At 58.7% G+C, this 26,057-nt stretch carries 25 protein-coding genes; 20 read left to right on the top strand and 5 right to left on the bottom strand.

Annotated features, from left to right (window positions below):
- Nucleotides 1-185: 185 nt before the first annotated feature.
- From Q666_RS43150 to rpmG, 14 genes are all read left to right on the top strand, one after another.
- A complete protein-coding gene (locus Q666_RS43150) occupies nt 186-1,931 on the top strand; it encodes an autotransporter domain-containing protein (RefSeq protein WP_152533307.1) in 1,746 nt (581 codons plus the stop codon).
- Between the two features lie 48 nt (nt 1,932-1,979).
- Nucleotides 1,980-2,468 carry a Holliday junction resolvase RuvX gene (gene ruvX, locus Q666_RS43145; RefSeq protein WP_023004059.1) on the top strand — a complete coding sequence of 163 codons (489 nt, stop codon included), beginning with the start codon at nt 1,980-1,982 and terminating at the stop codon, nt 2,466-2,468.
- A gap of 61 nt (nt 2,469-2,529) precedes the next feature.
- On the top strand, nt 2,530-3,456 hold the full coding sequence (locus Q666_RS43140) for an AEC family transporter (RefSeq protein WP_023004058.1): 927 nt from the start codon (nt 2,530-2,532) through the stop codon (nt 3,454-3,456).
- 389 nt (nt 3,457-3,845) lie between these two features.
- A complete protein-coding gene (locus Q666_RS43135; RefSeq protein WP_023014489.1) occupies nt 3,846-4,811 on the top strand; it encodes an aspartate carbamoyltransferase catalytic subunit in 966 nt (321 codons plus the stop codon).
- Nucleotides 4,812-4,828: 17 nt separating this feature from the next.
- Nucleotides 4,829-6,130, top strand: coding sequence for a dihydroorotase (locus Q666_RS43130; protein ID WP_031270764.1), 1,302 nt, complete (start codon nt 4,829-4,831; stop codon nt 6,128-6,130).
- Between the two features lie 92 nt (nt 6,131-6,222).
- Entirely contained in the window at nt 6,223-7,002 is a 780-nt protein-coding gene (locus Q666_RS43125; protein WP_161633292.1) for a DUF3108 domain-containing protein, read from the top strand.
- A gap of 114 nt (nt 7,003-7,116) precedes the next feature.
- Nucleotides 7,117-7,782 carry a glycerol-3-phosphate 1-O-acyltransferase PlsY gene (gene plsY, locus Q666_RS43120; protein ID WP_031270763.1) on the top strand — a complete coding sequence of 222 codons (666 nt, stop codon included), beginning with the start codon at nt 7,117-7,119 and terminating at the stop codon, nt 7,780-7,782.
- Complete coding sequence (gene dprA / locus Q666_RS43115; RefSeq protein ID WP_023004053.1) at nt 7,779-8,918, top strand: DNA-processing protein DprA; 1,140 nt, start codon at nt 7,779-7,781, stop codon at nt 8,916-8,918. Before plsY ends, dprA begins: the two co-directional genes overlap by 4 nt.
- Nucleotides 8,919-9,106: 188 nt before the next feature.
- On the top strand, nt 9,107-11,785 hold the full coding sequence (topA, locus tag Q666_RS43110; protein WP_023004052.1) for a type I DNA topoisomerase: 2,679 nt from the start codon (nt 9,107-9,109) through the stop codon (nt 11,783-11,785).
- Nucleotides 11,786-11,847: 62 nt separating this feature from the next.
- Nucleotides 11,848-14,100, top strand: coding sequence for a ribonuclease R (rnr, locus tag Q666_RS43105; protein WP_023004051.1), 2,253 nt, complete (start codon nt 11,848-11,850; stop codon nt 14,098-14,100).
- A complete protein-coding gene (locus Q666_RS43100; RefSeq protein WP_023004050.1) occupies nt 14,097-14,567 on the top strand; it encodes a DUF983 domain-containing protein in 471 nt (156 codons plus the stop codon). Before rnr ends, Q666_RS43100 begins: the two co-directional genes overlap by 4 nt.
- Nucleotides 14,564-15,310 carry an NUDIX hydrolase gene (locus tag Q666_RS43095; protein ID WP_023004049.1) on the top strand — a complete coding sequence of 249 codons (747 nt, stop codon included), beginning with the start codon at nt 14,564-14,566 and terminating at the stop codon, nt 15,308-15,310. Before Q666_RS43100 ends, Q666_RS43095 begins: the two co-directional genes overlap by 4 nt.
- A 59-nt stretch (nt 15,311-15,369) precedes the next feature.
- Entirely contained in the window at nt 15,370-15,891 is a 522-nt protein-coding gene (locus Q666_RS43090; RefSeq protein WP_023004048.1) for an AAA family ATPase, read from the top strand.
- Between the two features lie 156 nt (nt 15,892-16,047).
- Entirely contained in the window at nt 16,048-16,215 is a 168-nt protein-coding gene (gene rpmG / locus Q666_RS43085; RefSeq protein ID WP_023004047.1) for a 50S ribosomal protein L33, read from the top strand.
- A 601-nt stretch (nt 16,216-16,816) separates the two neighbouring features.
- On the opposite strand, the gene Q666_RS43080 is transcribed toward rpmG, so the two are convergent.
- Nucleotides 16,817-17,188: a response regulator gene (locus Q666_RS43080; protein ID WP_006934912.1), complete on the bottom strand. Its 372-nt coding sequence runs from the start codon at nt 17,186-17,188 to the stop codon at nt 16,817-16,819.
- 137 nt (nt 17,189-17,325) lie between these two features.
- Here Q666_RS43080 and Q666_RS43075 point away from each other — a divergent pair, with 137 nt between their 5' ends.
- The 3 genes from Q666_RS43075 to Q666_RS43065 are packed head-to-tail and all read left to right on the top strand — an operon-like array spanning nt 17,326 to nt 19,658.
- Complete coding sequence (locus Q666_RS43075) at nt 17,326-17,625, top strand: DUF3572 domain-containing protein (protein ID WP_023004046.1); 300 nt, start codon at nt 17,326-17,328, stop codon at nt 17,623-17,625.
- Nucleotides 17,618-18,310 (top strand): HAD family hydrolase, encoded by a 693-nt coding sequence (locus tag Q666_RS43070; protein ID WP_023004045.1) that lies wholly within the window; start codon nt 17,618-17,620, stop codon nt 18,308-18,310. Before Q666_RS43075 ends, Q666_RS43070 begins: the two co-directional genes overlap by 8 nt.
- 34 nt (nt 18,311-18,344) lie before the next feature.
- Nucleotides 18,345-19,658 carry a DNA polymerase IV gene (locus Q666_RS43065; RefSeq protein ID WP_023004044.1) on the top strand — a complete coding sequence of 438 codons (1,314 nt, stop codon included), beginning with the start codon at nt 18,345-18,347 and terminating at the stop codon, nt 19,656-19,658.
- A gap of 42 nt (nt 19,659-19,700) precedes the next feature.
- Here Q666_RS43065 and Q666_RS43060 read toward each other — a convergent pair whose 3' ends face one another.
- A complete protein-coding gene (locus Q666_RS43060; protein WP_023004043.1) occupies nt 19,701-20,573 on the bottom strand; it encodes a cell envelope integrity EipB family protein in 873 nt (290 codons plus the stop codon).
- Between the two features lie 276 nt (nt 20,574-20,849).
- Between Q666_RS43060 and Q666_RS43055 the strand changes: the two genes are divergently transcribed.
- The 3 genes from Q666_RS43055 (at nt 20,850) to Q666_RS43045 (ending at nt 23,601) form a co-directional block, all read left to right on the top strand.
- Nucleotides 20,850-21,317, top strand: coding sequence for a RidA family protein (locus Q666_RS43055; RefSeq protein ID WP_023004042.1), 468 nt, complete (start codon nt 20,850-20,852; stop codon nt 21,315-21,317).
- Between the two features lie 87 nt (nt 21,318-21,404).
- Nucleotides 21,405-22,184 (top strand): glycerophosphodiester phosphodiesterase family protein, encoded by a 780-nt coding sequence (locus Q666_RS43050; RefSeq protein WP_023004041.1) that lies wholly within the window; start codon nt 21,405-21,407, stop codon nt 22,182-22,184.
- A gap of 91 nt (nt 22,185-22,275) precedes the next feature.
- Nucleotides 22,276-23,601: a GNAT family N-acetyltransferase gene (locus tag Q666_RS43045; RefSeq protein WP_023004040.1), complete on the top strand. Its 1,326-nt coding sequence runs from the start codon at nt 22,276-22,278 to the stop codon at nt 23,599-23,601.
- A gap of 14 nt (nt 23,602-23,615) precedes the next feature.
- Here the strand turns inward: Q666_RS43045 and Q666_RS43040 are convergent, their stop codons facing one another.
- From Q666_RS43040 to Q666_RS43030, 3 genes are all read right to left on the bottom strand, one after another.
- Complete coding sequence (locus Q666_RS43040) at nt 23,616-24,470, bottom strand: GNAT family N-acetyltransferase (RefSeq protein WP_023004039.1); 855 nt, start codon at nt 24,468-24,470, stop codon at nt 23,616-23,618.
- Between the two features lie 125 nt (nt 24,471-24,595).
- The gene (locus Q666_RS43035) at nt 24,596-24,916 is read right to left on the bottom strand and encodes an antibiotic biosynthesis monooxygenase family protein (RefSeq protein WP_023004038.1); all 321 of its coding nucleotides are present in this window, start codon (nt 24,914-24,916) and stop codon (nt 24,596-24,598) included.
- Nucleotides 24,917-25,055: 139 nt separating this feature from the next.
- Entirely contained in the window at nt 25,056-25,985 is a 930-nt protein-coding gene (locus tag Q666_RS43030) for a LysR substrate-binding domain-containing protein (protein WP_023004037.1), read from the bottom strand.
- Nucleotides 25,986-26,057 lie beyond the last annotated feature (72 nt).

Raw genomic sequence — 26,057 nt, 5'->3', positions numbered from 1 at the left:
CTGCTCGCAACAAGCTGAATGCGTTCAATGTGCTCCGCAGGGCACGGTCCTGTTATCGATAATTTTGACAGTTCACCTGTGCAATTATGGCAACGCCTCGATTATTTCGACAACCAGAGCTAGCTTCCCCTATTCCTTCAACGCAAGATGACGTTGGGGATTCGCGAGACTTTGGAGCTATGCCGATGCGATTGCGTTCGAAACGTGCCTGGCTGGAAGTCATCTGCCCGGCAGTTCTGCTCTTGAGCAGCCTTTCGACATCCGCCCTAGCCGCCAATTGCAAGAACGATGGCGGCCTGCTTTTTCTGGGAACCAACAAGTCTGATAGCCGTTCGATCTGGGTTTCAGGCACGGTAGCCGGCGACTACCGACTGGATGCCGCCCAGGGTAATCAGACCGTCGACACATGGTCCCGCTCCAGCACCGGCCTGCATCTATCCACTTCTCCAGTTGTTTCGAGCGGAAACGGCGGCACGCACAAGCTTTATGGTGTCGACGGCGGGTCCGATTGTCTTATCGACACTCAGAACCAAAAACGCGACTTTCAGCTTCCCGACAACATCAAGCCCCCTAGCCTGGTAAAGCCTCCAATCAGCAGGCTGTTTCCGAATTTCGGACGACCAGTTCCACCGATCGCCGTCGTGCCTCCAAGCGGAGTGATGCCTGGTTTGCCGGGCCCCATTGCGCCGCCTTCAAGCGGGATCACGCCACCAGTTGGAGGATTGCCGCCTGCTGGCTTTAATCTTGGCCGTCCCGGCACGGCTGCACCGCCTATTGGCACCGTGCCTTCTGGTGTGCTGCCGAGTGCACCAGAGGGTGTTACCCCGCCTATTGGAACGCTTCCCCCGTCTGGTGGAGGCACAGGCGCACCGGGCACCGTCACGCCACCAATCGGAACCCTGCCGCCCGGCAGCCGCAATCCAAATCAACCCGCCCTTCCGGCCGGCTTTGTGCCGGTCAGGCGCGCTGATGGTCAGGTCATCAGTTACTGCGTCGATCCAAGATCAGCCGAGGAGACACAGACCGCCAATACACAGACGTTCTGCACCCGGGAACAACTGCTGGCCGCCGGCCGTCTGCAGCAGCAGGACGAAGTTCCAATCACTCCGGGCCGGGACCTGATCGAACCGACACTCTGGAATGCCTGGAGCACGGTAACCGGGGTCTACAGCGACGACCGTCGTTTCGGCAGGGACTTTCAGACACTCAGCGGAACCGCGGCATTTGGTGCCGACCGCAAGCTGACAGAAGATATCGTCGGCGGTATTTCCGTGACCTTTGAAACCACCGACACCGACGGTTTCAACTCCAACCTGACAATCGACACCCAGGGGTTTGAGATCGGCCCCTATGTTGCCGCACGAATTTCACAGCACTGGGCCGTTGATGGCTCGCTGAGCTATGGCTTTTCAAACAGTCAGTCGGATATCTCGGTTTTGAGCGGCGAATACAACACCCATGAACTCGGCGCGACTTTCAGTGTTCACGGTCAGTATGCGTTGAGCGAGATCCAGGTACGCCCCAAGGCGACCGTAACCTTCAACCGCGTGTTTTCCGATGGGTACGATCTGAATGGGACGATCCTCAACCGGGCTGTAAGCGTTCCCATCTCGGGCAATGCCGCCTCTCTGGGAACAATTGAACTGACGACCGAATTCAGCCGTCAATTCACCTTGCAGGACGGGCTGCTGATCCAGCCCTATGTGGAAGCAGGCGCGGTATACGAATATTTGCGACCGAACGACGGCAAGATACTCGATGATGAATTGAACTTTGTCACCGCATCGGCCTGGAGCTTTACGCTGCGCGGCGGGGCGACTGCCCTGATTGCGGAGAACGTGACGCTTGATGCAAAGGGAGGCTATCTCAGCCTGGGCCAGAACGGGCTGGACGTTTGGGAAGGGCAACTTCGTGTTGCCATCGGGTTCTGAGTGAAAATCGAACTGGTGTTTTCCATGCCTCGCTGGTAAAGCCGCCGAATGGCAAATGATCCCGCACTTTCCCTGGAAGACTTCATGGCCGCCGTGCCCGACCGCACCCGGCTGATCGGCCTGGATCTTGGCACCAAGACCATTGGTCTGGCGCTTTCAGATCTCGGCCGTGGCATCGCCTCTCCCATGGAAACGATCCGGCGCAAGAAGTTCACCCTGGATGCGGAGCAACTCCTGGCCATCTGCGCCAAGCAGGGCGTCGGCGGCATGGTGCTCGGTCTGCCGCTCAACATGGATGGCTCCGAAGGCCCCCGCGTCCAGGCGACCCGCGCTTTCGTGAGAAACCTTTCGCAGAAAACGGACCTGCCGATCACCTATTGGGACGAGCGGCTGTCGACGGCGGCCGTGACGCGCACGCTGCTGGAAGCCGATACGAGCCGTGCGAAACGAGCCGACGTGGTCGACAAGATGGCCGCTGCCTACATCCTGCAGGGCTTTCTGGACCGACTCGGCTTTATGGGCTTAGATAACGGCTGATCCCACCGCTGCCGGGTACAGGCCCCTGTTTCAAGGCCTGTCGAACGCGAAAGCCGAACACATGCTGACCACACTTGCCGCCCTGATGCCGGTCATCCTCGTGATTGCCTCCGGCTACCTGATCGCCCGCACCGGACTGATTACCGGCGAGCAATGGCGTGGTGTCGAACGGCTTGCCTATTATGTCCTGTTTCCGGCGGTGTTGTTCCGCACGATCTCGCAAGCGGATTTCGCCAGTTTTCCGACGCTCAACATGGGTGGTGCCCTGCTCGCCTCCATCTTGTCCATGGCGCTGCTTCTGCTTCTGGCACGCACGACCATCGAGCGTGCCTGGGGTATCGCCGCGCCGCGTTTTACCTCCATTTTCCAGGGAACCTTGCGCTGGAACGCCATGATCGCGCTCGCGATTGCCGACAATGTGGTCGGTGAAACAGGGCTGGCCATGCTTGCGGTCGCAATGGTGTTCATGATCCCCTTGCTCAATGTTGCCAGCATCCTGGTGCTGTCGCATTACGCAAGCGGAACGTCACCAAGTGGCGCCAAGATCCTGAAAGACCTGTTCACCAATCCCTTCATCCTCTCGATCGGCGCAGGCGGCATCATGAACGCGGGTGGCATCTCCCTGCCTTTCGTGGTCGACGATACCCTGGAGATTTTCTCCAGGGCCGCGCTCCCCATCGGCATCATCTGCGTCGGAGCCGGGCTGGACCTCGGCTCACTCCGCAGACCGGGACCGGCACTCGCCCTCGGCACCTTTTTGCGTCCGATATTCATGCCGTTGCTTGCCTTTGGCTTTGCCAGTCTTTTCGGCGTTACCGGCCCCGCATTGGTCGTGGTCATCATTGCCAGTTCAGTGCCCTGCGCCAGCAACTCCTACCTGCTCGCCCGCCAGATGGGCGGCGACGCAAAGCTGATGGCCGAGATCATCACGCTTCAGACCCTGGCAGCGACCCTGACGATCCCGCTCGCCCTGCTGCTGGTTACTTGATCAGGCTCTTTGGAAGTAGACGCTCGCCCAATCACAGTAACCAAGCCATGTGCAACGCCTGGCAGAAACTTGCAATTATGTATATTTTACAATAACTTATCAGCCATTCCCCACCAGAATGACAGCAAGCTGCGAGCGGATGGAAACCTGCAGGCTCTTTGCGACTATTGCGACAGTATTCTCCCCGAGATTCGGTCGTGATCTTGAGTGGAACACAATAGTTTCAATCCTTTGGCGGCGCCTGCGCGTGCCGCCTTTGAAACCTCTCCCGTCTACCGCCGCGCACGCAGCCATATTTTGTCCAGCCGATCAAATATTTAGCAGGTATGTGGACAGCGGGCATGATGTGATTTCCTGACTTGTCGAACCGGGCGTTCCTCCTTATAGGAATGGTCTCGATGACCGCGAGCAACACCCATCGAGACAGCCCTTACCCCCATCGTCATTTGCTGGGCATAGAGGGCCTTCACCCCCACGAAATTCTGGGCCTTCTGGACCGGGCGGAGGAAGCCGTAGAGGTTTCCCGCCAGATCAGCAAACGACGGCTGGTCTTGCAGGGACGAACCCAGATCAACCTCTTTTTCGAGAACTCAACCCGCACCCAAAGTTCTTTTGAACTGGCCGGAAAACGGCTCGGGGCGGATGTGATGAACATGGCAGTGTCCCAGTCGTCTGTGAAAAAGGGCGAGACGCTGATCGATACGGCGGCAACGCTGAACGCCATGCACCCCGACCTTCTGGTGGTTCGCCACCACGCGGCCGGTGCGGTGCATCTTCTGGCGCGAAAGGTCGGCTGCTCCGTGGTCAATGCCGGCGACGGCCCGCATGAACACCCGACACAGGCCCTGCTCGACGCTCTTACAATCCGGCGACACAAGGGAAAGATCGCGCGGTTGACCGTGGCCATCTGCGGTGACATCGCCCATTCTCGCGTTGCCCGGTCCAATATCATTCTTTTGAACGCGCTCGGAGCGCGCGTCCGTGTTGTTGCCCCCACCACCCTCTTGCCGTCCGGCATCGCCAAGATGGGCGTCGAGGTCTTCACCAGCATGAAGGAAGGTCTCGCGGGCGCCGACATCGTCATGATGCTGCGCCTGCAGCGCGAGCGCATGAACGGTGCCTTCATTCCATCTGTACGGGAATATTACCGCTACTACGGACTGGACGCGGAAAAGCTCGCCTATGCCAAGGAAGACGCCCTTGTCATGCATCCCGGGCCGATGAACCGCGGTGTCGAGATCGATGCCTCGATTGCCGATGGCGCCCAAAGCCTTATTCGCGAACAGGTGGAAATGGGCGTTGCCGTGCGCATGGCCGTGCTTGAAGCCCTTGCCGCCAATCTGCCGAACAACTGATCCAGGGGACAAGACACGTGGCTTACGACACACCCAAACCTCTGGTTCTCTCAAACGCCAGAGTGATTGACCCGGCACGCGGCCTGGATGCTCCAGGTTCCGTCATCATCGCGGACGGCACCATTCTCGCCGCCGGGCCGGAAGCTGCCAACCAGGGCTCTCCCTACGGTGCGGAAATTATCGACTGCAAGGGCGCGATCGCCTGTCCGGGCCTGATCGACTTCTGCGTCTCCGTCGGGGAACCGGGTGCAGAGCACCGGGAAACGCTCGCCAGTGCCTCCCAGGCTGCCGCAAGCGGCGGCGTGACGACAATTTGCACAATGCCCGATACGGATCCGGTCATTGATGATCCCGCGCTGGTCGATTTCATCCTGCGCCGGGCGCGTGACACGGCCATCGTCAACGTGTTGCCACTGGCCGCCTTGACCAAGGGCCTCAAGGGCGAGGAAATGGCCGAAATCGGCTTGCTGAAGGAAGCAGGAGCCGTTGCCTTCACCAACGGCCACAAGTCGGTAAAGAACGCTCAAGTGATGCGTCGCATGATGACCTATGCCCGCGATTTCGACGCGCTGGTCATCCACCACACGGAAGACCCGGACCTCGCCGGCGGGGTCATGAACGCCGGCCTGAACGCCAGTTGGAAAGGTCTTTCCGGTGTGCCGCGTGAAGCGGAAATCATCATGCTGGAGCGAGACCTGCGCCTGGTTGCCATGTCCAAGGGCAAGTACCACGCAAACCTCATTTCCACCTCTGACAGCGCAGACGTGGTTCGAGCAGGCAAGGCGAAAGGGCTGGACATCACCGCCGGGGTGTCGATCAATCACCTGACCCACAATGAAAACGACATCGGCGCCTATCGGACGTTCTTCAAGATGTCGCCCCCACTGCGCGATGAAGACGACCGGCAAGCGATGATCGCGGCTGTTGCCGACGGCACCATCGACATCATCTGCTCCAATCATGACCCGCAGGACGTGGAAACCAAACGTCATCCGTGGGCGGAAGCAGAAGACGGCGCCATCGGCCTTGAAACCCTTCTGGCGGCCGCCTTGCGGCTTTATCATTCCGAGCAGGTCGACCTTGTCACCCTGCTTGGCGCCATGACCTGTCGCCCGGCGGACCGGCTGGGACTGGAAACCGGACGCCTTTCCAAAGGGGCTCCGGCGGATGTGACAGTGTTCGATCCCGAGCGTCCCTGGGTCCTGGAAAAAAGTACCATCAAGTCACGTTCGAAAAATTCTCCCTTCGAGGATGCACGGTTCTCGGGGCGGGTGCTGCGCACGGTTGTCGGCGGGAAAACGGTTTTCAGCCACACCTGAACAAACCCCTGTTTCCGTTCCAACGTTGATCCTGTTCGCGCCACAATTCTCCCTGAATCTGGCGCGAACGGAACTTCCAACGGAACATGCTGATGCGCCTGATCGCCCTTGCCTTTCTGATACCTGCGCTGTTTACCGGCAGCGCTTCGGCGGCTGATCTCTACATTAAGTACAAGCTTTACGCCCTTGGGCTGCCTATCGGCTCCGGCGTCCTGTCACTGGATGTCGACAGCAAGTCCTATTCCGTCAGCGCCAACGGCCAGACCGCCGCCTTCGGACGGCTGGTGTCTGACGGCAAAGGCACAGTTGAAGTCGCTGGAACCGCAGAAAAACTCGACCTGGAGCCAGCCCGCTACGCTCTTGACCTCAAGAGTGAAGACGAGACCGGAACCATTACCATGCGGATGCGTAAGGGCAGTATCGATGCTATCGAAGTTCGGCCGCCGCAGGATCGGATGAAGGAACGGGTCAAGGTAACCGCCGAGCATCTTAAGAGTGTTCTTGATCCCCTCACCGCCGCCGTGCTTCCTGCCCCGCAAGGCCTTGCCAAGGAGAGCTGCAACAGGACATTGCGCATCTTCGACGGCAAGGAACGTTACGACGTTCACCTGCAGTACAAATCCCGAAAGGCCACCAGAACGTCTGATGGCCGTTTCAAGGGCGACGTCATAGTCTGCGGTGTCCGTTACGAACCCATTTCCGGCCACCGGCCAAAGCGCAAGTCGATCCAGCAACTCGCGGCAAACAAGTCCATGGAAGTCTGGCTCGCACCGGTTGGTGACAAGCCGTATCTCGTCCCGCTCCGGGCCAGTATTTCCCTTCCGTTCGGGTCGCTGCTGGTGGAAGCGGAAAAATACAAGCTCTCGGAATAGACCCCGCGCTATTTCCCTGCAAAGACACTCTTTTCTCAGTTGCCGGACTTGATCCGGGCTGCCATGCAGTTACATTGCGATGGCTATTTATTATGCACGTCATTGGAGTATCGCGTGCCAGAACCGATCAGCTGGGCCTTTGCCTGGCCCTACTATCTCGCCGCCCTCGCCTTCGGCTATCTGCTCGGTTCGATTCCCTTCGGCCTGCTGTTCACGCGCATGGCCGGACTTGGAGACATCCGCCAAATCGGCTCGGGCAACATCGGCACCACCAACGTTCTGCGCACCGGCCGCAAATCTCTGGCAGCTGCCACGTTGCTGGGGGATGGATTGAAGGGCACCGTTGCCGTTCTGATCGTCAATCACTTCTACGGCCAGGAAATGGCTCTTATCGCCGGCCTTGGGGCGTTTCTCGGGCATCTCTTCCCGGTGTGGCTGAAGTTCAAGGGTGGCAAGGGTGTTGCAACCTACCTCGGCATTCTGCTTGGCCTCTATTGGCCGATGTTCCTGCTCGCGGCAGGCATCTGGATCGGCATGGCCTTTCTGTTCCGTTATTCGTCTCTGTCCGCACTGACGGCGACCCTGCTGACCCCGATCGTGCTCTATCTCGTTTTCCATCAGGTCCAGATAGCTCAGATGTTCGTCTTGCTGTCGGTGCTGCTATGGGCCAAGCATCACGAAAACATTGGGCGGCTTCTGCGTGGGGAAGAAAGCAAGATCGGCTCGAAATCCAAACCGGCGGCCAATGCTTCGTCTCCGCCCGGCGATGAAAGCGCGTGAACCGCGTTTCTGAAAATATAACTCCCGGCAACCTCTCCGAGGCGGAACGTCTGGCGTGGCTTCGCCTAATACGATCGGAAAACGTCGGTCCCGTTACATTCGCGGAACTTCTGAAACACGCTGGCTCCGCTCAACGAGCGCTGGAGGTGCTTCCCGATCTTGCTAGGCGCGGTGGCAAGGCAAGCCGGATTTGTCCGCTTGAAGACGCTGAAGCCGAGCTGGACGCTCATGGGCGGATCGGGGCCCGGTTGATTGGCCTGCATGAACCCGACTATCCGCAACATCTTCGACATATCGACGGTCCGCCGCCGCTCCTGTCCGTCAAGGGCGGCACCTCCGCGCTGACCCGGGAACGGATGATTGCGATCGTCGGTGCCCGCAACGCTTCGCTTTCTGGCAGAAAACTTGCGACACGATTTGCACAGGGGCTTGGAGCAGAAGGCTTTTCAATCGTGTCCGGCCTCGCCCGCGGGATCGATGCTGCCGCTCATGAAGCCTCACTACAAACAGGTACCATCGCCGTGTTTGCGGGAGGCATCAATGTGCTCTACCCGCCGGAACACGACAGGTTGCTTGCTGCCGTTCTCGACACAGGAGGCGCCGTCATCAGCGAGATGCCTCTTGGCTGGAAACCCCGCAGCCGGGATTTTCCCCGGCGCAACCGGCTGATTTCAGGCCTGTCTCTGGGGGTCATCGTTATCGAAGCCGCCAAGGCCTCCGGCTCTCTTCATACCGCTCGTTATGCTCTTGAGCAGAACAGGGACATTTTCGCCGTACCGGGTTCCCCCCTGGATCCGCGTTCGGAAGGTGCCAACGGCTTGATCCGGCAGGGTGCGGCACTTGTCTCGACCGCCGACGATGTGCTGGAAGGCCTTGGTGGCCGACTGGTGCCAACCCTTCCCTTTGGCAGGCAGTTCCGCGAAGAGAGCGAAACCGCCCTTCTTTCCCGCTCCGAACCGGACGGAAAGCTGCGTGACCGCGTCCTTGCGGCGCTTGGTCCAACCCCGGTGGACATGGATGAATTGATACGCTTTGCGGATGGTGATGCGAGGTCGGTTCATGTCGTGCTGCTGGAACTCGAACTTGCCGGGCGCCTCGAAAGACACCGCGGCAACAAAATCTCCGCTTTGATGTAAGGGGCCGTTTTTCCTTGAATCTCAGTGGATAACCCGTATCTGGACCGAACCGCTTGACCCGGAAGGATCAAAGGTCCATTTGACAGGCGGCGCTTGATCCTTGATCGTCTGCGCCACTGAATTAGCACTCAGATCACCTTCTCCACCGGGCGGGGGCTCCGTATCCGGCAAAAATATTTTGGGTAAGAATGAACGTCGTCATTGTCGAATCGCCGGCGAAAGCCAAGACGATCAACAAATATCTCGGTTCCGACTATACGGTGCTGGCTTCCTACGGCCATGTGCGAGATCTGCCGGCCAAGGACGGCTCGGTGCTGCCGGACGACAATTTCGCCATGAGCTGGCAAGTGGATGCGAAGGCGCAGAAACGGCTGAGCGAGATCGCCAATGCGGTCAAGGATGCCGACCGCCTCATTCTCGCGACTGACCCCGACCGCGAAGGGGAAGCAATTTCGTGGCACGTTCTGGAAGTGCTGCAAAAGAAGAAGGTGCTGAAGGACAAGCAGGTCGAGCGCGTGGTTTTCAACGCGATCACCAAGAAGGCGATCCTGGAAGCGATGGACAATCCGCGCCAGCTGGATACGCCGCTGGTCGATGCCTATCTCGCCCGCCGAGCACTGGATTACCTTGTCGGTTTCACCCTGTCTCCGGTTCTGTGGCGCAAGCTGCCCGGTGCCCGTTCCGCCGGGCGCGTGCAGTCTGTCGCATTGCGGCTGATCTGCGACCGGGAAATGGAAATCGAAACCTTCAAGCCGCAGGAATACTGGTCGATCTTCGCCAACATGAAGACACCGACCGGGGACATGTTCCAGGCTGGCGTGACCGGTTTTGACGGCAAGAAAATCGGCCGTCTCGACATCAACAACGAAGCGGAAGCAACCGCGATCAAGACGATGCTGGAAAGTGCCAGCTTCAAGGTCGACAGCGTGGCTTCCAAACCTGCAAAGCGCAATCCGGCGGCACCATTCACCACCTCCACCCTGCAGCAGGAAGCCTCACGTAAACTCGGGTTTTCCGCATCGCGCACCATGCAGGTGGCGCAGAAGCTTTATGAGGGCATCTCAATTGGTGGCGAGACTTCCGGTCTCATCACCTACATGCGTACCGACGGCGTTCAGATTGCCGGCGAAGCGATCGCTGCCGCCCGCTCCGTAATCGCCAAGGATTTCGGTGACAATTACGTCCCGGCAAGCCCGCGCGTCTATACCTCCAAGGCAAAGAACGCCCAGGAAGCACACGAAGCGATCCGACCAACGGACCTTTCGCGTCGCCCGAAGGATGTCGCCAGGTTCCTGGATCCGGACCAGGCCAAGCTTTATGAGCTGGTGTGGAAACGGACCATGGCTTCTCAGATGGAGTCGGCCGTTCTGGAACGGACCACCATTGAGATTCTCGCCGACGGTTCCGGTAAACGCGCCAATCTGCGTGCCACTGGCTCCGTCGTCCGCTTCGACGGTTTTCTCGCGCTTTACCAGGAAGGCCGGGACGACGAGGAAGACGAGAACTCCAAGCGCCTGCCGGCGGTCGATGAAGGTGCCGCGCTGACGGCTGCCTCTGTCGACGGGACCGCACAAGCCATCGAAGCCTCGCAGCATTTCACGACACCGCCGCCGCGCTACACCGAAGCAAGCCTGGTCAAGAAGATGGAAGAGCTTGGCATCGGCCGGCCGTCCACCTATGCCTCGACGCTTCAGACCCTGCGCGACCGTGACTATGTCGAACTCGACAAGAAGCAGCTTGTTCCGATGGACAAGGGCCGCATTGTTACCGCGTTCCTGGAAAGCTTCTTCCAGCGCTATGTCGAATTCGACTTCACAGCGAGCCTGGAAGAACAGCTCGACAAGATTTCCGCAGGCGAGCTTTCCTGGCTCGATGTGCTGCGTGATTTCTGGACCGGGTTTTCCGGCGCGGTCGATGAAATCAAGGACCTGCGCGTTGCCCATGTCATCGACGCGCTGAACGAACTGCTCGGGCCGCATATCTTCCCGCCGAAGGAAGATGGCACCGATCCGCGCAAGTGCCCGTCCTGCGACACAGGTCAGCTATCGCTCAAGGTCAGCCGCTGGGGCGCTTTCATCGGCTGCTCCAACTATCCCGAGTGCGGCTTTACACGGCAGCTCGGCAAGCCGGGCGGTGAAGACGGCGAAGGTGACGACGGCCCGAAGGTTCTCGGCACCGATCCGGAAACCGGCCTTGACGTTTCCCTGCGCAACGGCCGCTTCGGCCCCTATGTTCAGCTGGGCGAGGAAGCCAAGCCGAAACGAGCCTCCCTGCCCCGTGGCTGGTCCGCACCGGATATGGATCTGGAAAAGGCGCTGCAGCTTCTGTCGCTGCCACGCGAGGTGGGGCCACACCCGGAAGACGGCAAGATGATCTCGGCAGGTATCGGTCGCTACGGGCCGTTCGTGCTGCATGAAGGCACCTATGCCAATCTGTCCACACCAGACGAAGTGTTCTCCGTCGGCATCAACCGTGCTGTTGATGCGCTGGCGCAGAAACGCGCCAAGGGGGGTGGCCGCGGTGGTGCAGCGGCAACGCCACTGAAGGAGCTTGGTGAGCATCCGTCCGAAGGCGGCCCGATCAATGTCTATGACGGGCGCTATGGGCCTTACGTCAAGCACGGCAAGATCAACGCCACGCTACCGAAGGACACCGACCCCAAGGCCGTGACGATGGAACAGGCGCTGGAGCTGATCGCGGCAAAGGCCTCCAAGGGCGGCACCAAGAAGAAGGCGGCTGCCAAGAAACCTGCTGCGAAGAAAACAGCAACCAAAAAGACGACCACCAAGAAGACGACGGCAAAGTCATCCGCAAAGGCAAAGGTCGATGCGTCGTCCGAAGAGGTGCCCTGGGATGATGCGAGTTGAGCGCAAAACGGATTAACACGCGCAAGCACACCAATCGAAAACACGCCAAGGTTCCGGGTGAAATGCCATCACGCGAGGATATTCTCGCGTTTGTTGCAGATAACCCCGGGCGTGCGGGCAAGCGCGAGATTGCCCGTCATTTCGGTATTATCGGCGGGGCCCGCATCCATCTGAAAAAGATGTTGAAGGACCTGACGGACGACGGCCTGATGGAAAAGCGCAACAAGCGCATGATCCGTCCTGGCGATCTGCCGCCGGTTTTCGTGGCCAATCTCATTGCACGCGACCGGGATGGTGAGCTGATCGCGACCCCTGTCGACTGGGACGACGAGGCTGGCACTCCGCCGAAAATTCTGGTGCTGACCGGCAAGACCAAGGCGACGCAACCCGGCCTGGGTGACCGCGCACTCGTGCGCCTGACCGAAGCTGAGAGCGGCCCCGAAACAGAACATGTTGCCCGCGTCATCCGCGTTTTGGAGAAGCGTCAGGGTGCAATCCTCGGGATTCTGCGGAGGCGTGACGGCACCCGCCCGCCCTATCTCGAACCGATTGACCGCAAGCAACGGGAACTCGACATCGATCCGCGTGACCTCAAGGAATCAGAGGACGGAGATCTTGTCAGCGTTCAGGTGACGCGCTCCGGCCGCTACGGCCATCCCGTCGCGTCGGTGGTTGAGCGCTTCGGCTCGATGAATTCGGAAAAGGCGGTTTCGGAGATCGCCCTGCAATCGCATGGCATTCCGCATGTCTTTCCGGCAGCTGTAGAAGCGCAGGCCGAGAGCGCAAAGCCGGTGGAGAAACTCGGCAAGCGCGAGGACTGGCGGCAGGTGCCGCTGATCACCATCGACCCGCCCGACGCAAAAGACCACGACGACGCCGTCTACGCCGAAGCGGACGAGGACCCTTCCAACGAAGGTGGCTATGTTTGCTATGTGGCGATTGCGGATGTCGCATACTACGTCACCCCCGGCTCTCCGATGGACCGGGAAGCGAACCTGCGCGGCAACTCGGTCTATTTTCCCGACCGGGTGATCCCGATGCTGCCGGAGCGAATTTCCAACCAGCTCTGTTCGCTCCGGGAAAAGGAAGACAAGCCGGCGCTTGGCGTGCGGATGGTGTTCGACAAGACCGGACGCAAGACCGGGCACACCTTTCACAGGGTGCTGATGCGTTCGGCGGCAAAACTCTCCTATCTGCAGGCCCAGAAGGCGATTGACGGCACGACAGACGAGAAGACCGAAACCCTGCTCGACGGCGTCCTGAAGCCGCTATGGGCCGCTTACGCCGTGCTGAAAAGGGGACGTGAGGCGCGCGAACCGCTGGAACTCGATCTGCCGGAACGCAAGATCAAGCTGAAACCGGATGGAACTGTCGATCATGTCTATGTTCCGGAGCGTCTGGACGCCCACAAGCTGATCGAAGAATTCATGATCCAGGCGAACGTGGCAGCCGCCGAAACGCTGGAGCAGAAGAAAACGCCCCTGCTCTACCGGATCCACGATGCCTCGACCCCGGAAAAGCTGGAAAGTCTGAAAGACTTTCTGTCGACGATCAACATCAAGCTGCCGTCCTCCGGTGGTCTCCGCCCCTCCGCCTTCAACGGCATACTTGCCAAGGTGAAGGACACACCGCAGGCCAATCTCGTCAACGAGGTGGTCTTGCGCAGCCAGGCCCAGGCAGAATACGCCCCGCAGAACATCGGCCATTTCGGCTTGAACCTGCGGCGGTACGCGCATTTCACGTCACCGATCCGCCGGTATGCCGATCTGATCGTGCACCGTGGGCTGATATCGGCGCTCGGGCTTGGCAAGGATGGCTTGCCGGAAGGTATCGAGACGAAGCTTGAGGCCATCGGCGCTGAAATCTCGGCCGCTGAACGGCGGGCAATGCTTGCCGAACGCGACACCATCGACCGTCTGATTGCCCTTTGGATGAGCGACCAGATCGGCGCGAGTTTTCAGGGCAGAATTGCAGGGGTGGTCAAGTCCGGCATGTTTGTTCGCCTGTCCGATACAGGTGCCGACGGCTTCGTACCAGCCTCCACAATCGGCCTCGATTATTATCGCTATGACGAAGGGTCGCACGCCCTGATAGGTGACAAAACCGGCGAGACCTACCAACTTGGCGATCAAGTGGAGGTCCGGCTGGTGGAAGCAGCCCCCTTTGCCGGTGCACTGACATTCGAGCTGCTGAGCCACGGCAGCATTGCCGGCAAACGCATCCGGAAAGCCGCGCCAAAGGTGCGGCGCGGGCCGCCGAAGGGCGGACGCAGCAAGGCCTCACCGAAGAAACAGGGTCGAAGGAGATCTTCGTGACGGTCCGGTATGAACTGCACGACAAACTGGAAACGCCGGAAACAGCATCCGAAAAACCGCGGCGCAATGTTCTTCAGGCCATGCTGCGCGGTGCCGGCAACCGGTGCATGAACTGCGGAAAAGGCAAGGTGTTCGATGGCTTCCTTCAGCCACACTATGCCTGCTCTGTCTGCGGTGAGGAGTTCCATCACCATCGCGCGGACGACGCCCCGCCCTATTTCACAATCACCATTGTCGGCCACATTATCGTTCCCGGCCTTCTGGCCGTGGAAGTGTTGTGGCATCCCGCGTTGTGGATCCATATGTCTCTCTGGGTGCCGCTGACGCTGATCCTGTCGCTGTCGCTTCTGCGACCGATCAAAGGCGCGCTGATCGGTCTGCAGTGGGCGCTCTACATGCATGGTTTTGACCCGGATGCGGAAGACGACACGCCTCCCATTCCGGTGCCTTCCGAAAGGGTTACATGAGCGGTTCGTTCGAAAAGCAGCTGGCAAAAGACGAAAAAGCCGGAAACTATCCGTATATCCGTCCCAAGGATGCCGCGACGCTGCTCATTCTGGACCGCGACGATCGGGGTTCCGTGAAGCTGCTGATGGGCCGTCGTCACATGCGCCATGCCTTCATGCCGGGAAAATTCGTGTTCCCTGGTGGCCGAGTGGATGTCTCCGATTCCCGTGTGACCGACGTGCTTCCCTATCATCCGGACGTCGAGGCAAAGCTTACGCAGGACCTGAAGAACGCCAAGTCTGCCGCGCGCGTTCGTGCGCTGGCCCTGGCCGCCATTCGGGAAACCTATGAAGAGGCCGGGCTGTTTATCGGCCGTCAGGCACACAACAACCACCTGCACCTTGGTACCGGCTTCGAAGCATTTGCCGAGCGCGGCATACAGCCCGACCTGAGCGGCCTTCGGATGATTGCGAGGGCCATCACCCCACCGCAACGCCCGCGACGCTTCGACACCCGTTTTCTGGCCGTCTGGGCGGACGCCATTGCCGACAGGTTGCCCGATGGAACCGGCCCGTCCGGCGAACTGGAAGACTGTGCCTGGCTGACTTTCGAAGAGGCGAGGCAGAAGGATCTGCCGATGATCACCAACAAGATCCTGACCGACCTGGAAGACAGGCTGGCGAAAGACCCTGAGCTTTCGCCGACGACGCCTGTCCCCTACTATTTCTTTCGCAAGGGCGGTTTCGTGAAGCAGGAGCTCTGAAGTTACCTGTACCTGGCGGATTGCCGGCCGTTGCAACACACAAAGGTGTGTCCAGGCTTATGCCTTTCCTGATTGCCCTTTCCGGTTTGCCCGGCGTCGGCAAGTCGACGATAGCAAAGGATCTGAGCGGGCGGCTGCCCGCATTTCTTTTGCGTGTGGATGCGGTTGAAGCTGCCCTCAAACGCAGTGTCTTGAACATTCATCCGGCTGAAGACGCGGGTTACCTCGCCCTTGCTGCTATCGCTGCCGGAAACCTGGAACTTGGTCACAACGTCGTTGCCGATACGGTCAACCCGGTTGCCGAATCCAGGCAATTGTGGAGGGAAACCGCTCAATCAACCGGCGCGACACTGCTGAATGTCGAGATTGTCTGCTCGGATGAGCGCGAACACCGCAAGCGCGTTGAAAGCAGGGAAACCGAGATTGACGGACTGACCCTGCCCCGGTGGCCTGAGGTACGAAGTCATGAATACGAACCGTGGACGGAACCATGTCTCCAGCTGGATAGTTCCAGCCTGAGCGTGGGCCAATCGGTTGATACGATAACGAAGGCTTTGACAGCACTGCGGCAGAATGGCTGACATGGTTCGAAAAGGCGGCTGAACCATAGCAAGTGCTTGACTTTCGCGCTGCGATGAGTAGTTTGCGCGCTGATTTCAGACATTGGGGCAGATTCATCGCCAGCCATCTGGCCGCAAGAACTCTTTGCCCGACAACAGAGAACAGGATCCAAGGCCATGGCCAAGGCGACAACAATCAAGATCAAGCTCCTCTCCACGGCTGACACCGGCTTCTTCTATGTCACCAAGAAGAACTCCCGTACGATGACCGAGAAGATGGTCAAAAAGAAATACGACCCGGTTGCCAAGAAGCACGTCGAGTTCAAGGAAACCAAGATCAAGTAAGATCTGGTTCCTGATGATTTTTAAAGAACCCGCCGGAAACGGCGGGTTTTTTCATGCGTGGCCGAATGTGATTTTGAAATTTTGTCGGCGCAGGCCAGCGTCGTGAAACATGTTTCCACAAATGATTACTGTGCGGACGCAGAGGCACGACGACGCAGCTTCAGCATTGCTGCTGGTGCTGCTTCTTGATTTTCGGTTGAAAGATTAGTGGTCGGCGGGAACACGGCATTCGAGGAGGCCACTCATCGGCCGGTTCCCTGCCGACCTGCCCCACGGACCCAGGAGATGCGGCGGACCTGAGCACTCCGAGGGGAAACTGTATTGCCCGTTTTGACGCTACGGCATTCTTTACCACGTCATTGAGGCGATCAGGAAAAACACTAATCTGCGGTCACACTACCTGAATGTTGCCTGATTGCAATATTTTCCGCAAAATATGCACAGAAACAATGCCGTTTTAGTAAATCCGTAACCTTAATATGAAGAGCGCGTGAACGCGAGGTTTTGCGATTCGCAGGAATTGGTTGCACGCAGCCATGCCAAACAACCGTGAAACCTTGCAGAAATCTTTACCTGCCGCAGCTCTACCGACGGCGGCCCGTTACGCTTCGCCGAGATATGCCCGAACTGTTTCCAGGAATTTCGCTACGGAGATCGGCTTGGATATGTAAGCTTCGCACCCGCCCTGCCGGATACGCTCCTCATCACCCTTCATGGCGAAAGCGGTCACGGCGATAACCGGGATGGAAGCGATATCCTCGTCTTCCTTGATCCATTTCGTGACTTCCAGCCCCGACACTTCCGGCAGCTGAATATCCATCAGGATCAGATCGGGATGATGCTCACGGGCCAACTGCAAGGCTTCGATGCCGGTCCGGGTCTGCAATGTATTATAGCCGTGCGCTTCGAGCAGATCATGAAACAGCTTCATGTTCAGCTCGTTGTCTTCGACGATCAACACGGATTTTGCCATATGTCCGGCCCTTTACCCGGCCTCTTGCCGGTCCCATTTTATCTTCGCAGCACATTTTAGTCCGCGGTAGAACCCTTCCCCGGTCCGCATTAAATTTCTTCTAACCCGGAATCGTTTCAGAAAGGCAAAAAAACACAATGAAAAATATACAGAGCAAGTCATTGTCCGTTGAAGAAGCACAAGGAATTGCTACTGAAGCTCTTCTCCAACTCAGCCGTGACCCGGAACAGATCGGCAGGTTTCTTGCTTTTTCTGGAATTGGACCGGAAATGATTCGAGAAGCGGCGGGAGAACCGGGGTTTCTTGCCGGTGTGCTCGAGTTCTACATGATGGATGAAGCGCTGCTGCTTGCCTTTTGTGAAAATGCCGGGATACGGCCAACGATGATGGCCGCTGCACGCTACGCAATTGCCGGCGGAGACGAAGACCATGCCTGAACCGACGCAAGTGCTGCCCGAAGTTCTTGCGCAGATCCAGGCACTGCCGTTTTCGAACCGTCCTTTGATCATCTGCGATGTGGATGAAGTGATTTTGCATCTGATCGCTCATCTGGAAGACTATCTTCACGCTCGTGACCTGGCTTTCCTGAAGTACGAGTACAGGCTGACCGGCAATATTGGTCGGCGGGACAACGGTGAACCACTGTCGTCCGACGACGTTCGCAGACTGCTTCTGGAGTTCTTCGACGAAGTCAGCCATCGTCAGGACATGGTCCCCGGTGCAGGCGATGCGCTCAATGCACTTGCACAGCAATGGGACGTTATCCTGCTGACCAATCTGCCCGGAGGTCACAACAAACCTGTGCGGGAAAAGCTGCTCACCGGGCTCGGTATCACCTTTCCGTTGCTGACGAATTCCGGTCCCAAAGGTGGTGCGGTTGCAGCTCTGTCTCGTGGACGTCCGGAGCCGGTTGTCTTCATTGACGACAGTCCGACCAACCACACCTCCGTGAACGCGACCCTGCCGTCTGCTGTCCAGATACAGTTCATCGCAGACGCCAGATTTCTGCAGACCACTGAAAAGGCAGGTTACATCGATCTGTTGAGCAGCGATTGGCAGGAGACGGCCGCCTTTATCGGAGCTATTCTGCAGGGCTCGAACCGAAACCAGCAGAGCGGCTGATTGCCCATCCGCACCGCAGCCGATTGCCAACGCCGTGTCCCAACCCGTTCCGCCCTTACGTGCCCTTTGCCGAGACTGCGGTGCCCGCCTCGCCCCGTCCGCAGCCAGGTGCACCCGCTGCGGCAGCCCGAGGCTGGTCAAGCATCCGGAACTCGACACGCTGGCCATTGCCCATATTGATTGCGACGCCTTTTATGCCTCGATCGAAAAACGCGACAATCCGGAGCTGCAGGACCAACCGGTAATCGTTGGCGGAGGTCAGCGCGGGGTGGTTTCCACATGCTGCTACATCGCCCGCATTTACGGTGTGCGGTCCGCAATGCCCATGTTCAAGGCGCTTGAGGCTTGCCCGCAAGCGATCGTGATCAAGCCTGACATGGCCAAATACGCGAGTGTCGGCAAGGAGATCCGTGAACGCATGCGTGCGCTCACGCCCCTGGTGGAGCCTTTGTCCATCGACGAAGCTTTTCTTGATCTGACGGGCACCGAACGCCTTCACAAGAAGTCTCCGGCAGAAACACTCGCCGGCTTCATACGCGACATGGAAGCCGATATCGGCATATCGGCGTCTGTCGGCCTTGCCCCCAACAAGTTTCTGGCAAAACTTGCGTCCGATCTCGAAAAGCCGCGTGGTTTCTCCGTCATCGGCACGGCGGAAGCTGAAGACGTGCTGGCGGCCATGCCTGTGGGCCGCATCTGGGGTGTCGGCAAGGTGTTCCAGCAGAAACTGGAGAGGGACGGCATTCGGACAATCGGACAGCTGCAGGAAATGGAAGCGACGGATCTCGCCCGCCGATACGGCACCATCGGCCTGCGTCTGGCCCGTCTTTCGCATGGAGACGACAGCCGTGAAGTCACTCCTGAACGGGGTGCAAAAAGCGTTTCTGCGGAAACCACCTTCTTCACCGACATTTCGAGTTTCGACACACTGCGTCCCATTCTCAGAAACCTGGCCGAGAAAGTGTCTGCGAGGCTCAAGAAGGCGGAACTCTCAGGGCGCGGAGTGACCTTGAAACTGAAAACCGCCGACTTCAAGACGATCACCCGCGCCAGGCATTTTTCCGATCCGACCCAATTGGCCGACAAGATCTACGCGGCGGGTGAAAATCTTCTTCAGATCGAAGCCGATGGCCGACGTTTCCGGCTTATCGGCATCGGGGTCAGCGATCTGGAAAATGCGGACCGCGCCGATCCGAGAGACCTGCTCGACCAGTCGGCCGAACGACGGAAGAATGCGGAACTGGCCGTGGATCGGCTTCGGGACAAGTTCGGAACGTCAGCTGTCGAACTCGGCCTCACGCACGCAGCGCGCGCGGCGAAGGAAGCCAAGAAGCAGGGTGACAAGTAGTGCGCCTGTCACCCGATCATTTCAAGAAGCGGTCTTGCCCGGTTACTGCTGCGGGCACTCGGTCTCATCGTAAAGCTCCAGCGATGCCATCTTGCCTTGGATGGTGAAATCGCCGTAGTCGAGCTTCAGGTGTCCGCTGATGCCGTTTTCATACAGCCAGAATGACAGCTGATAGACTGGCAGAAGTTCTCCACTTGCGTCTTCGGCACTCGGGTCGAAGTAGGCGACGGTAACGGGCCAGTAGCCCTTGCCGGACAGCGGAGCATCCACGTGGTCAGCATCGGTTTTTGCGTCGTTGACGGCTTTGGCACCGATCACCGTTGTCGTGGCATAAACCTTTTCCCCGGTTTCGGCGCCGTCATAGATGTCGGCTGCAACAAAATGGACACCCGCCTCGGCCGACTTCATGATCGTCAGAAGATGCTCCGTCGGAAACAGCACTTCCCGGCCAATCTCCAGCGATTTTTCCGAAGGTTCCTTCAGTTCGACAGTACGTGCTTTCTTTCCGCTCCGTGCCGTTCCACGGGTCGCTTCGACCAATTTCTGATCGACAAAGGTCTTGGAGAGGAACTGGTAGCTCTCGGCGCGTGGCTCTTCGAAGGAAGTCGTCTGCAGATCAGTGATCTGTGAACCACCGTCGGTATTCTGGAACTCGGTGACAAAGCGGAAGTTTACGCTGTAGCCCTCGCAGGCGCTTCCGGAGAAATCGTAGACCATGCGTCCGTTGAGGCCCGCGATCCCGGCTTGCTCCTCACTGTCTCCCAGGTTCATGTCGTAAACGGCGCGATGGGGCACGAGTTTAAAGCCGGCAGTGCCGCTCGCATCGGCGTCGGTCACGCCAGACACCGCAAAAGCTGCGGCGGCCAAAACGATCGCACCAACGGTCGAGGACACTGACTTCGGAACGCATTGCATCAAAAAAACCTCATTCTCGTCCTGGTGGAAACGCCACCTGGACCGGTTCCACACATTATGCGGCAAACTGCACATTCCGCCACCGCGAATGTGCAGCCATGCCCCAAGCCCCGCTGGACTGTTATTTCACAAATCGTCCTTCTCAAGTGGTGACCGTGGCAATCGAAACCAAGCTCCTCCACAGTTTCCTTTTACCGTACACACCCCATTTTGACCTTGTCACCTGTGACGAATTACGCCAAGACACGCCGAAAGCTCTCAAACTTGGAGACCCCCATGAGCAGCGCGATCGAAGCCCGGCTGAACGAACTTGGCATCACCCTTCCGGAAGCGGCGGCACCCGCGGCCAACTATGTGCCTTTCCTGCAGACCGGCAATCAGCTGTTCGTTTCCGGCCAGTTGCCGATGGCAGGCGGCAAGCTTCAGATCTCCGGCAAGCTGGGTGACGGTCTGGGCATCGACGAAGGCAAGGCCGCTGCCAAGCTGTGCGCCATCAACCTGCTTGCCCAGGCTAAGGCTGCCACCGGAAATCTCGACAAGGTTGCCCGACTGGTGAAGATCGTCGGCTTCGTGAACTCCACGGCCGAATTCGTCGACCAGCCGCAGGTCATCAACGGCGCTTCCGACTTCCTGGTGGAAGCGATGGGCGAAAAGGGCCGCCATGCGCGCTCCGCCGTCAGCGCCGCGTCCCTGCCCTTCGGTGCTGCTGTCGAGATCGAAGCGATTTTCGAAATCGAAGACTGACTGCTTGCGGGGAGCCTGGCCTCCCCCACACTCTTCCCGAAGCCACACCGGCCGGTGAGGCATTTTCCTTCCTGACGAGCCCCCGCCATGACACCGGAACTCGAAGCCATCTTCGCCCGCCCGATCGCCCATCGGGGTTATCACGATGCCGACAACGGCGTCATTGAGAATACGCCTACCGCAATTCAGCATGCGATCGACAAGAATTTCGCGATCGAGGTGGATGTTCAGGAAACGGCAGACGGCGAAGCTCTGGTGTTCCATGACTACACGCTGGAGCGCCTTGCGGAGGGGACCGGCAGGGTTATCGATCTGGCCGCATCCGAGCTCACCAGCATTCACATGAAGACCGGCACAGACAAGCTCTGGCTCCTGAAGGATCTGTTCGATCTTGTCGACGGCCGCGTCCCGCTGGTGGTCGAGATCAAGTCGTTGATGCGCCGTGATGCGCAAATGGACTTTGTCCGGCACGTGACGGACCAGGTGGCGGGCTACAAGGGCCCTGCATGCATCAAGTCATTCGATCCGGACATGTTGTCCATAGCAAAGGCACGCAACGCCTCGGTGCTGCGCGGTATCGTCGCCGACGGCGCCGAGCCCGGACCTGACTATGCCCGCTACAGCCGTGTCGACCGGTTCATCCTGCGCCATATCCTGCATGCACCGCGCACGCGCCCGCATTTCATCTCCTACGGTGTCAAGGACCTGCCAAAGGCCGGACCCAGTCTGCTGCGCTCTGTGTTCAAGGTGCCGCTGATGTCCTGGACGGTGAGGACCACCGAACAACGTGAAAAGGCCGATCGCTACGCAGACCAGATCGTTTTCGAGGGCTTTGACCCGGACAGGAGCGCAGCCCGTTCCCTGTAGAAATAACCATTACACGACATCAACCTCTTGCACTGCAAAATGCCAGCGCTACATCAAGAGTATGGTTTCAATCTTTGGTTTCTTCTGACGCATGACCTCCTCCCGGTCCACGGACGGCAACTCCCCGGCTACAGATGACGGCGGACAGACAGCGACCTTGCGAATCCTGTCTTCCTTGAAGGATGTCACTGCCTCCAACTGGGATCAGGTGGCCAATCCAGGCTGGCAGCTTTCCGGACGGGGGCTCTTGAAGAAAGACCCGAAATGCGAGGCGCTGGCAGAGCTTTCCGGGGCACTTGGCGGCAGTTCCGAATTTGCCGGTGAGGACATCGATTTCAACCCGTTTCTGTCCCACGCTTTTCTGGAGGCTCTAGAGGCTTCCGGATGTGCAACGGAAGCGACAGGCTGGCTACCCAGACACATGGTGCTGGAAGATAGCGGCGGCGAGGTCCTCGGTGCCGTGCCGGCTTATCTCAAGAGTCATTCGCAAGGCGAATATGTGTTCGACCACGGTTGGGCCGACGCCTTCTACCGTGCAGGCGGTGACTATTATCCGAAACTTCAGATCAGCGTGCCCTTCACGCCGGCAACCGGACGCCGGTTTCTGACAGGTGCCGGTGTCAACCGTGAAGCGGGCCTGCAAGCGCTTGCCGCCGGTCTGGTACAGGTATGTCAGCGCTCCGGGGCTTCATCCGTGCATGCCACTTTCCTGACCAAACCAGAATGGGACAGTCTGGGTGAACTAGGATATCTGCAACGGACCGATCAGCAGTTTCACTGGGAAAACCACGGTTACGACAATTTCGATGGCTTTCTGGCAGATCTGGCGTCGCGCAAGCGCAAGGCCGTCAAGAAAGAGCGGCGCGAAGCCCTGAGCGCTGAGGGCATTGAGGTGGAATGGGTTACCGGGTCCGATCTGACCGAGGCCCATTGGGACGCCTTCTACAAATTCTACATGGACACGGGTTCACGGAAGTGGGGCCGCCCCTATCTGAACCGGAAATTCTATTCACTGATCAATGAGAGGCTGGCTGACCGCACCTTGCTGGTTCTTGCCAAACGGCATGGCCAATACATTGCCGGTGCCCTCAACTTCATCGGCTCGCACACCTTGTTCGGGCGTCATTGGGGCTGCACCGAGCACCATCCGTTCCTGCATTTCGAACTCTGCTACTACCAGGCGATCGACTTTGCCATCGCCAACAAGTTGAAGCGCGTTGAAGCCGGCGCTCAAGGCGCCCACAAGCTGGCGCGCGGCTATCTGCCGACCACCACCTATTCCGCCCACTGGATCGCGCATGAAGGGCTACATCAGGCTGTCGCCGATTTTCTGGAACACGAACGCCTTGCCGTCGAACGCGAGAACGAGGCGCTGGCCGAACACGCACCATTCCGCAAGATCGACCAAGAGACCTGAACCTTGGTGTGCACTTAGCAATCAAGCCGCATTTCGTATTGTTGGAGCAGCTCTTCCGCACCTGACAGGCGCAGGAATGCGTTGGCGCTTTGCGCAGCGGTGTCGACGTTGACAAACCGTAGTTCGGATCCGCCCAAGGCCTCCATCAGCCCCTGCAACAAGGCTCGGCCAATGCCTTTGCGACGATGGTTCTTGTGAACGGCGATCTGCGCGACCGCGCCATCGGCAAAACTCGCCCCCCACCCCAGAATTTCATCGTCCTGACGAACAGCCAGAAGATGGATATCCGGGCTCAAACCACGAAGCCCGGCAATACTGTTCTGGGGGGTCGGCAAGGTATCGAAATAGAGGCTGGTATCATCGGGAAGATCGTTCAACCCGATCCGCTCGGGCACCCACACTCCGACCTGCGCCTTGAGTGCCATGCTGTTCACGAGCCGAAAGACACCAAGTGTCCTTTCGCGGCGAAAGCCAAAGGCTTCATAAGCAGCAACCGCCTTTTCGTTTGTCGTGATGACCTCAAGCTGCAGGCCTTTCGCACCGACCTCAAGCTGCATTTCGAGGACCGCAGCAAGGAGCTTTCTCGACAAGCCTTTGCGACGATGCGCAGGACTGGTCCCGACGGACAACGTATAGGCCCTGTCGCCATAACTGGAGTTCGGCAAGCTCGAAAACCAGAAGGCTGCAATCTCTTCCCCTGCCATCGCAACGAAGGAATGCTCTGCCGAAAACCCGCGCTGGCGCTGAAACTCACGGAAATCCTTCTCGCTCAGATGCAGTGGCGTGACGTAATCCGAGAAAGCAGTGTTCAAGGCCTCGCACAGCTGGTCAGCACCAAACGAGCGGCAATCGACAATCTGGTAGGACATGGAAGTTTCCGAGAAATGCGGGAGGTCGCAAGGAACCTCCGGTCCCTGTTCCAGGAGCCCGGAGCAATGTGCAACGTCGGTCGTTCATGACCGGCGCCATCACGATTTCTGTCATGAAGGTGAGGTCAGTCGTAGGCGTCCACGACGTCGTACATCACCGGTTCGAAACACTTGCACAATGAACTGATACGCCGGTTGCGCTCACGCATTTCCGGTGAACGCAACATGGCCAGGAAATCCTCCCGTCGCCGCCACTGCGAATAATTGGCGATACGGGTTTGAGCATCGTTGACATGCAGCCCGGCACCAATGAAGCCCGGCTGATGGCTAATGAAATTCTCGTAGGCGTCCTTCAGTTCGTCCAGAAGGTCGTAGCATGTGCCCGGTGTCATTTCGAAAGTGGTAATGACGGTCTGGCAATCGCGGTCGCTTGAAATTTCAGGCATGGGGCTCTCCTCCTCCGCCGGTACCTCCGAGGCTGGCACGTTTTTAGCGGACCGGCAATATGGGGAGGATTACGTGGCACGGGGGACCATCCATTCTGCTTTACGGCTTTACGCTTCCAATTACCTTTGTGAGCCTCTTTCAGGCCGGCTCGACACCCTCAACTTTCATGCTGTTCACCGCCTGGAGCGCAAGGGACAGCAGGTTTTCGAAATGGGTGGTTCGGGAAGACCCGCATCGCCAGACGAGATGCATCGTCCGGCGCATCGGCAAGCCCTCGATCTTCTTCAACAGAAGATCCGGCTCCTTTCCGAACTCGGACGCAATGTATGCGGCGGGAAAGAGTGCCAGTCCCATGCCGATCGAAGCCATCTGGCGCAAGGCATCAAGGCTTGTGCCTTCATAGTCCTGCCGAAAGTCCGCACCCGCGGCATGTGCCAATGCCTGAACATCGTTGTGGAGGCGAAACCCCTGACCGAGTGCAAGCAGCTTCTCGCCGCGCAACATATCCACCGGGATCACATCGACACCAGCCAAGGGGTGCGACTTCGGCACGGCAAGTGAAACGCTTTCCCGGCACAGCACCTGTGCCGTCCACTGATCCGATGACGCAAAATCCGGTGTCAGAATGCAGTCGAGCGCACCGGACATCAGTCCCTCTTCCAGGAGATTGGGCCTGTCTTCACGGATGTAGAGCTCAAGAAGCGGAAATTCACGTTTCAGGATTGGCAAAAGGTAGGGCATGAAATACGGCCCGAATGTGGGCGAGACCCCAAGGCGGATCAGACCGCCGAGATTGGATTGCCCTGCCTGGGCGACAGTCACGATTTCGTCGAGATTTTCGAGGGTACGCCGTGCAAGCGGCAGCAGGCGCTCACCGGAGGCCGTCAGGCTGATCCCCCCACTGCCGCGCTCCAGCAAGGTGCAGCCAAGTTGCTCTTCAAGCAGCTTGAATTGCGCTGAAAGCGTCGGCTGCGAGACGTGGCAGCGAGAGGCAGCCCTGCCGAAGTGCAAGGTTTCTGCAAGTGCAACGAAATACTCCAGCTGCCGTGACGATGGCCGAAACCGCATGTCGCCTCCCTGAATGATAGAAAATTTCTATCAATTCAATTGAAACAATGTATTTCATCTATTCCCTCCTCG

The organism is Labrenzia sp. C1B70 (assembly GCF_000475395.1).
In the GTDB taxonomy this organism is placed as follows: domain Bacteria; phylum Pseudomonadota; class Alphaproteobacteria; order Rhizobiales; family Stappiaceae; genus Roseibium; species Roseibium algicola.
Note: the sequence above shows the minus strand (reverse complement) of the source record. Positions and strands in the feature narration are given on the sequence as shown.

What these genes read in the sequence shown, in the direction of transcription:
- Q666_RS43150 (WP_152533307.1), top strand. Translation starts at nt 186, where the DNA reads ATGCGATTGCGTTCGAAACGTGCCTGGCTGGAAGTCATCTGCCCGGCA.
- ruvX (WP_023004059.1), top strand. Translation starts at nt 1,980, where the DNA reads ATGGCAAATGATCCCGCACTTTCCCTGGAAGACTTCATGGCCGCCGTG.
- Q666_RS43140 (WP_023004058.1), top strand. Translation starts at nt 2,530, where the DNA reads ATGCTGACCACACTTGCCGCCCTGATGCCGGTCATCCTCGTGATTGCC.
- Q666_RS43135 (WP_023014489.1), top strand. Translation starts at nt 3,846, where the DNA reads ATGGTCTCGATGACCGCGAGCAACACCCATCGAGACAGCCCTTACCCC.
- Q666_RS43125 (WP_161633292.1), top strand. Translation starts at nt 6,223, where the DNA reads ATGCGCCTGATCGCCCTTGCCTTTCTGATACCTGCGCTGTTTACCGGC.
- topA (WP_023004052.1), top strand. Translation starts at nt 9,107, where the DNA reads ATGAACGTCGTCATTGTCGAATCGCCGGCGAAAGCCAAGACGATCAAC.
- rnr (WP_023004051.1), top strand. Translation starts at nt 11,848, where the DNA reads ATGCCATCACGCGAGGATATTCTCGCGTTTGTTGCAGATAACCCCGGG.
- Q666_RS43095 (WP_023004049.1), top strand. Translation starts at nt 14,564, where the DNA reads ATGAGCGGTTCGTTCGAAAAGCAGCTGGCAAAAGACGAAAAAGCCGGA.
- Q666_RS43090 (WP_023004048.1), top strand. Translation starts at nt 15,370, where the DNA reads ATGCCTTTCCTGATTGCCCTTTCCGGTTTGCCCGGCGTCGGCAAGTCG.
- rpmG (WP_023004047.1), top strand. Translation starts at nt 16,048, where the DNA reads ATGGCCAAGGCGACAACAATCAAGATCAAGCTCCTCTCCACGGCTGAC.
- Q666_RS43080 (WP_006934912.1), bottom strand. Translation starts at nt 17,188, where the DNA reads ATGGCAAAATCCGTGTTGATCGTCGAAGACAACGAGCTGAACATGAAG.
- Q666_RS43075 (WP_023004046.1), top strand. Translation starts at nt 17,326, where the DNA reads ATGAAAAATATACAGAGCAAGTCATTGTCCGTTGAAGAAGCACAAGGA.
- Q666_RS43070 (WP_023004045.1), top strand. Translation starts at nt 17,618, where the DNA reads ATGCCTGAACCGACGCAAGTGCTGCCCGAAGTTCTTGCGCAGATCCAG.
- Q666_RS43060 (WP_023004043.1), bottom strand. Translation starts at nt 20,573, where the DNA reads ATGCAATGCGTTCCGAAGTCAGTGTCCTCGACCGTTGGTGCGATCGTT.
- Q666_RS43055 (WP_023004042.1), top strand. Translation starts at nt 20,850, where the DNA reads ATGAGCAGCGCGATCGAAGCCCGGCTGAACGAACTTGGCATCACCCTT.
- Q666_RS43050 (WP_023004041.1), top strand. Translation starts at nt 21,405, where the DNA reads ATGACACCGGAACTCGAAGCCATCTTCGCCCGCCCGATCGCCCATCGG.
- Q666_RS43045 (WP_023004040.1), top strand. Translation starts at nt 22,276, where the DNA reads ATGACCTCCTCCCGGTCCACGGACGGCAACTCCCCGGCTACAGATGAC.
- Q666_RS43040 (WP_023004039.1), bottom strand. Translation starts at nt 24,470, where the DNA reads ATGTCCTACCAGATTGTCGATTGCCGCTCGTTTGGTGCTGACCAGCTG.
- Q666_RS43035 (WP_023004038.1), bottom strand. Translation starts at nt 24,916, where the DNA reads ATGCCTGAAATTTCAAGCGACCGCGATTGCCAGACCGTCATTACCACT.
- Q666_RS43030 (WP_023004037.1), bottom strand. Translation starts at nt 25,985, where the DNA reads ATGCGGTTTCGGCCATCGTCACGGCAGCTGGAGTATTTCGTTGCACTT.